Raw genomic sequence first — 6,189 nt, 5'->3', positions numbered from 1 at the left:
AGCAGCCCGCCACCGCCCCCGGCCAGCCCGACAGCTTCGTCTTCCCCGTCACCGTCGCGCTCGACCAGAACGCCATGACCATCGACGGCGCCCGCATCCTCCTCACCCCCGGCATGACCGTCACCGTCGAAATCAAGACCAACTCCCGCAGGGTCATCGACTACCTCCTCTCCCCGCTGGCCAAAATCGCCTCCGAAGCCGCAAGAGAACGCTGACCGAGCCCCCCGCGCCGGCCGGGACCGGCCGCGGGGGCGCCCCAGCGCCGGATCGGGCTTCGACAGCAGAACGCCGTCGCGAAGCCTTTGCGGCGGCGGTCAGCGCGCTCCTCCCCGGCAAGCCGGAGAACGGCGTGCATGGCGTTTCGCGCGGCGCGCGCGGTCATGCTATAAGGCGAGGGGGCGAGCTCGAGTTCGCCGGCCGGGAGTTCGCCATGGCGCAAGGTTTGACGGCCCGCATTGTCGGACTGGCAGGAAACGATCCACTGTTCGCCCGCATCCGTCAGGAGGCGGAGGAGGCGCTGCGGCGGGAGCCGGAGCTCGCGACCTTCCTGATGACGACGATCCTGAACCACCAGACGCTCGAGGGCGCGGTCGGCTATCGGGTCGCCGCGCGCCTCGACAACGCCGACGTCACGGCGGCGCTGATCCGCCACACGTTCCACGAGGCGGTCGCGCGCGATCCGTCGATCGGCGAGGCGTTCCGCGCCGACATCATGGCGGTCGCCGACCGCGACCCGGCTTGCCTGCGCATGATGGAGCCGCTGCTCTATTTCAAGGGTTTTCAGGCGCTCCAGGCCTACCGCCTGTCAAACTGGCTGCTGAGACAGGGGCGGCGCGACTTCGCCCTCAGCATTCAGAGCCTCGCGTCGGGCGCCTTCGGGGTGGACATCAATCCGGGCGCGCGCATCGGCAAGGGGGTGTTCCTCGACCATGCGACCGGCCTCGTGGTCGGCGAAACGACGGTGATCGAGGACAACGTGTCGATTCTTCAGGGGGTCACGCTCGGCGGCACCGGCAAGGAGAGCGGCGACCGCCACCCGAAGATCCGTTACGGGGTGCTGATCGGCGCCGGCGCAAAGATCCTCGGCAACATCGAAATCGGCCATTGCGCCCGCGTCGCCGCCGGGTCGGTGGTGCTGCAGCCGGTGCCGAACAACAAGACGGTCGCCGGGGTGCCGGCCCGCATCGTCGGCGAAGCGGGCTGCGCCGAGCCGGCGCGCGACATGAACCAGATCCTCGCCGAGAAGGGCGTCGAAGTCTGAGGGGAGCGCTAATCCGCTTCACCGGCGGGGGGTCGGCGCTTCGGCTCAAACGAACTCGGCCAGCTTCCCGAAATGCTCGGCCAGCAGATAATAGACCGTCACCCGGTTCTTGGTATGGTCGGCCCGCATCCGCTCGCCGACCGAAGCGACGGCCATGTCGAGCTCGGAATCGGGAACCGTCAGGCCGAGCTTCTTTTTCAGGAAGCTGTCGCGCACCCGCTTCAGTTCGTCCGGGTCGGTGAAGGCGACGAGCGACGCGTCCCGGCTCCGGAGCGCAATGCCGCAGTGATGGACGATCCCCCCGATCGCCTTTCGGTCGGCGTTGGGATTGTACTTCAGAACGTCGACGGCCCAATCCTGCGCCATGATGATCGCCTCCTCCGCCGCGCGTCCGCGGTCACGAGAAGACCTCGCGCATTCGTCGAGCGGGAGCAAGGGCGGACGAATTTCTTTTGAACAAAGTGGCGTCGTTCCGCGTTATATTGCGTTCGGCGGGAGGCCGTACGAAATTCCGGGAGCCTTGTTGATGCCGATCGCCACCGCCGTATCGCCCTTTCTTCCGTACTTGCGGCGTTTCGCCCGCGCCCTTTCCGGGACGCAGTCAGCCGGCGACGCCGCGGTGATCGCGACGCTGCAGTCCGTCGTCGCGGACCCCGGTCGTCTCGTCCCCGGGCTGGATCCGAAAGTCGCTCTTTACCGGGCTTTCCTGCAGCAATGGCGGGGCGATGCGGGGAACCGGGACGCCGACGTCGCGAGCGCGGAGGGCGAGCGGCCCGAGGCGAGGAACATCGCCGCCATCGCCCCCGAGCCGAGGCTCGCTTTTCTGCTGCACGCCGTCGAGGGGTTCCGTCTCGGCGAGGTCGCGCAGATCCTGGACGTTCCGGAGGGCGAAGCTCAGGCGCTGGTCGACCGCGCCGGACAGCAGATCTCGGCGCAGCTCAGGACGTCCGTCCTGATCATCGAGGACGAGCCTCTGATCGCCGCCGACCTGACGAGCCTCGTTGAGCAACTCGGGCACGAGGTCACCACCATCGCCCGGACCCACGACGAAGCCGTGCGCGCCGCGCTTCAGCGCCGGTCCGGATTGATTCTGTCCGACATTCAGCTCGCCGACGGCAGCTCCGGCCTCGACGCCGTCAACGACATTCTCGGATCGCAGGACTCGCCGGTGATCTTCATCACCGGCTATCCGGAACTGTTTCTGACCGGCCGGGCGCCGGAACCCGCGTTCCTGATCTCCAAACCCTTCACGCGCGACGCGGTCCAGGCGGTGATCAGCCAGGCGCTGTTCTTCGACCGCAAGTCGCATCCCGCGGCCTGAAACGCCTGAAAGACCGGATTCCCGATCGCGCCGCGGGCGGAGCGCGCCTGGGGACGGGGTCGAGCGTTGGCTTGCGGGCGGGGCGCGCATCTGGCAAAGGCAGCGGCCTGAAAGACAAGCGAGGGCCGGGCTCATGGACAAAGCCGAGATCGTCAAGCTGCGCGAATTCCTGCGCAAGGCCTTCGGCGCGGCGGCGTTGAACGTCACCCCGAACTCGCGCGCGAAGGAGGCCGCCGACGTTGCGCTCGGCGAGCGCAAGATCGGCGCGATCACGCTCGACGACGAGGACGGCGACCGGTCGTTCGCGTTCGCGATGAAGGTGCCGGTCGGCCGCGCCGCGCTGCAGGACTATCTCCGAAAGCTGTTCGAGAACGACCGGCTGACGATCGCCGCCCGCGCCAAGAAGACCGATTCGGTCGAGCTCAACAACGGCGGCGACTTCCTCGGAGTCATTTCCGCCGACGACCCGAAGGGCGCGAGCTTCACCCTGCAGATGGCGATCCTGGACATCGACCTCGACGGCGACGACGACGACTGAGCGCTGCCGCTCATCCACGTCACCGACAAGGAGGAGGACTCGCGATGCCCATCTATTCGCTGCACGGAACGGCGCCGCATCTGCCGCCGGAGGGCCGCTTCTGGATCGCTCCGGACGCGACCGTCATCGGCGCCGTCCGGCTGCACGAGGACGCGAGCGTCTGGTTCGGCGCGGTGCTGCGCGGCGACAACGATCCGCTGGTGATCGGCGCGCGCTCCAACGTGCAGGACCTCGCCGTCCTGCACACCGACACCGGCTTTCCCCTGACCATCGGCGCGGACTGCGTCATCGGCCACGGCGCGATCCTGCACGGCTGCACGATCGGCGACGGCTCGCTCGTCGGCATGGGCGCGGTGATCCTCAACGGCGCGAAGATCGGCCGCGGCTGTCTCGTCGGCGCGCGCGCCCTGGTCACCGAAGGCAAGGAGTTTCCCGACCATTCGCTGATCGTCGGATCGCCGGCGAAGGCGATGAAGACCCTCGACGCCGCGACGGCGGACGCCCTCAAGGGCGCCGCCGCTCATTACGTCGACAACTGGCGCCGTTTCGCCTCCGGACTGAAGCGGATCGACGGCGCGCTCTAGGTCACCGACTCATAAACCGGAACCAGATTCGGATGGCTGCGAGTTTGACGAGGGCGAGGTAGTTGGCGTCGTGCTTTTCGTAGCGCGTCGCCACGGCTCGGAAATGTTTGAGTTTGTTGAAGAAGCATTCGACGAGGTTTCGATAGCGATACAGGTAGCGGCTGAAGAACGGGACGTTGACGCGGCCGGGCATTGGTTTGATGTTGCCCCACGCGCCTTGTCTTTCGAGGCGCTTTCTCAGAGCGTCGCTGTCGTAACCGCGGTCGGCCAGGAGGATTTGACCTTCGCCGAGACCGTCGAGCATGTCGGCGGCGCTTCGCCCGTCATGAGCTTGTCCGGCCGTCAGTTTCAGCAGAATGGGCAGGCCGTTGGCGTCGACCAGGGCGTGGATCTTCGTGGTCAGTCCGCCTCGCGAGCGCCCCATGCAGCGGCTTCCAGCGACGTCCCCAGTGGCGGACGACGTTTGTTCAGACCCCCCTTTTTGCCGTTCGCACCATGCTGGTGGACGCGGATCGAGGAACTGTCGATCATTTGCAAGTCGCCATCATAAGCTCTTGAAACCGCTTCGAATATCCGGTCCCAGACGCCGATCTTGGCCCAGCGCACAAAGCGGTTGTAGCAGGTCGTCGAAGGTCCGTAGCGCTCCGGAATTTCCGCCCAGGGCGAACCGGTCCGAAGCCGCCAGTAAATGCCGTTGAGCACCATGCGATCGTCGGAGCGCGGCACGCCGCGCGGCTTGTTCGGCAACAACGGCTCGATGATCGACCACTCGAAATCAGAAAGCTCGTACCGGCGCGGCGACATGTTCGCTCCCCCTCGGGGAGCTTGAATCACGCCGCGCCAAAAATCGGAATAGCCTTTATGAGTTTGTGACCTAGCGCGCGCTGGCCGGGTCGGCGACCCCGCGCTGCTGGGGCGCGAGCAGGTCGGACGCCGTCAGGGTCATGGGCCCCGAGCCGATCAGCCCGAGCCAGTCTGAGCCGGGGCGGGCAGCGAGCGATCCCAGCATGCGGGCGTGGGTGGCGCCGCGATGGCTGAGCGGAAGCAGCATGACCTCGATCCGGACCGGCGCAAGTCCAGCCGGGCTACCTTCGGCAAGCAGCAGGCGCGCCGATCCGTCGTCGGCCGCGGCCCGGACGATCGAGGCCACCCGGTCGCGATCCGCCTCCCGCCAGAGAGTCAGGAACGGCGCGCCGCGCAGGTCGTTCAGAAACACGGCGGCGATGGTCGCGCCGCAGATTCGAAACGGGAATCCGCCCGCGGGGTCGAAGTCGAGCACGAAGGTTTCGGACAGGAATCCGCGCAGCGCGCCGAGGTCCAGCGCGTCGCGCTCGGGCCGTCCGCCCGTCGCTCCGAGCCCGCGCCAATAGGCGTAAAGCGCGCGCGAGACGGCCTGTCGCATCGTCCTCTCCCTTGCCCGGGGGTTGGTGCGCGCGTCGCTTCCGACAACGCCGGGAAGGAAGCGCGACCGACCTCACGCGCAAGGCCTGCAGGGACCATGCCGCAACGTCACGCACAAGGGCGTGGGAGCGATCCGCGCCCGCCGCCTCGAATTAACAATAACGCATTTTGCAGGCGGCGCGCTTGGTCGTAACGTCGGCGCCGTTGCGGTCCGACGGGAACTCCGGCAAGCCCGCTTTCCATCGAACGCGAGGCTCGACCGCCATGGACAGGACGCCCCCCAACGCCGCGCCGCCCCGCGAGCCGATCTTCAACGCCCCGCCGGTCGTGGTCGGGCTCGCCGTCCTGCTGATCGCGCTGTACACCCTGTTCACCTTTGCGAGCCCGCTCGTTCAGGACATGCTGATCCGGCAATACGCCTTCGTTCCGGGCCGCCTGACCGTGTCGGTCTGGCCGGGGCGGGCGATCGACCTCCTCGTTCGCGCCAGTTCCGACCCGAATGCGCTCGATCAGGCCCGCGCGATGCGCGACCTGCACGCGCTCGGCGGCGGGGCGAAGCCCTGGACGCTCGTCACCTACGCCTTCCTGCACGGGGCGTGGTCGCATGTCCTGCTCAACACGATCTGGCTGGTCGCGTTCGGACCGCCGGTCGCCCGCCGGTTCGGCGCGTCGGGTTTCCTCGTCTTCATGGGCGTGACGGCGATCGCCGCGGCGCTCGCGCACTGGGCGCTCGCGCCGATGGATTTCATGCCGCTGATCGGCGCCTCCGGCGCCGATTCGGGACTGATGGGCGCGGCGACCCGATTCATGTTTCAACCCGGGGCGCCGCTCGGCCCCGCCGCCGACAGTCGTCTCGACATCGCCACGATTCCCGCGGGCTCCCTCCGTTCGATGGTCGTCGAATCCCGTCCGCGCGTCTTTCTCGTCATCTGGTTCGGGACCAACCTGCTGTTCGGCGCCTTCGCCCGGACGCTCGGCCTGTCCGACATGCCGGTCGCCTGGATCGCCCATGTCGGCGGCTTCGTCGCCGGGCTCCTGATCTTTCCGCTGTTCGACCGGCCGGCGGCGCGCGCGGGGGCCTGAG

Annotated in this window: 8 protein-coding genes and 1 pseudogene; 6 read left to right on the top strand and 3 right to left on the bottom strand. The window is 67.8% G+C overall.

The window, feature by feature from the left end; translation table 11 throughout:
- Positions 1-215, top strand: a pseudogene (locus tag DFR50_RS31900) (HlyD family type I secretion periplasmic adaptor subunit); the annotation flags it as partial.
- A gap of 215 nt (positions 216-430) precedes the next feature.
- The gene (gene cysE / locus DFR50_RS05350) at positions 431-1,261 is read left to right on the top strand and encodes a serine O-acetyltransferase (protein ID WP_113888160.1); all 831 of its coding nucleotides are present in this window, start codon (positions 431-433) and stop codon (positions 1,259-1,261) included.
- Between the two features lie 45 nt (positions 1,262-1,306).
- Here the strand turns inward: cysE and DFR50_RS05345 are convergent, their stop codons facing one another.
- A complete protein-coding gene (locus DFR50_RS05345) occupies positions 1,307-1,627 on the bottom strand; it encodes a DUF2853 family protein (protein WP_113888159.1) in 321 nt (106 codons plus the stop codon).
- A gap of 160 nt (positions 1,628-1,787) precedes the next feature.
- Between DFR50_RS05345 and DFR50_RS05340 the strand changes: the two genes are divergently transcribed.
- From DFR50_RS05340 to DFR50_RS05330, 3 genes are all read left to right on the top strand, one after another.
- Complete coding sequence (locus DFR50_RS05340) at positions 1,788-2,582, top strand: response regulator (protein WP_113888158.1); 795 nt, start codon at positions 1,788-1,790, stop codon at positions 2,580-2,582.
- A gap of 133 nt (positions 2,583-2,715) precedes the next feature.
- Positions 2,716-3,120 (top strand): DUF3126 family protein, encoded by a 405-nt coding sequence (locus DFR50_RS05335; protein ID WP_113888157.1) that lies wholly within the window; start codon positions 2,716-2,718, stop codon positions 3,118-3,120.
- Between the two features lie 44 nt (positions 3,121-3,164).
- Positions 3,165-3,704 carry a gamma carbonic anhydrase family protein gene (locus DFR50_RS05330; protein WP_113888156.1) on the top strand — a complete coding sequence of 180 codons (540 nt, stop codon included), beginning with the start codon at positions 3,165-3,167 and terminating at the stop codon, positions 3,702-3,704.
- 1 nt (position 3,705) lies between these two features.
- On the opposite strand, the gene DFR50_RS05325 is transcribed toward DFR50_RS05330, so the two are convergent.
- Positions 3,706-4,508 (bottom strand): IS5 family transposase gene (locus DFR50_RS05325; RefSeq protein ID WP_425376064.1). Its coding sequence is split into 2 segments (ribosomal slippage): positions 3,706-4,179 and positions 4,182-4,508, totalling 801 coding nucleotides; the frame shifts between segments, so codons are not numbered across the junction.
- A 70-nt stretch (positions 4,509-4,578) separates the two neighbouring features.
- Positions 4,579-5,106, bottom strand: coding sequence for a PAS domain-containing protein (locus tag DFR50_RS05320; RefSeq protein WP_113888155.1), 528 nt, complete (start codon positions 5,104-5,106; stop codon positions 4,579-4,581).
- Positions 5,107-5,369: 263 nt separating this feature from the next.
- Between DFR50_RS05320 and DFR50_RS05315 the strand changes: the two genes are divergently transcribed.
- On the top strand, positions 5,370-6,188 hold the full coding sequence (locus DFR50_RS05315; protein ID WP_113888154.1) for a rhomboid family intramembrane serine protease: 819 nt from the start codon (positions 5,370-5,372) through the stop codon (positions 6,186-6,188).
- Position 6,189: the final 1 nt, after the last annotated feature.

The organism is Roseiarcus fermentans (genome assembly GCF_003315135.1).
Classification (GTDB): Bacteria; Pseudomonadota; Alphaproteobacteria; order Rhizobiales; family Beijerinckiaceae; genus Roseiarcus; species Roseiarcus fermentans.
This window is presented reverse-complemented; position numbering and strand designations above follow the sequence as displayed.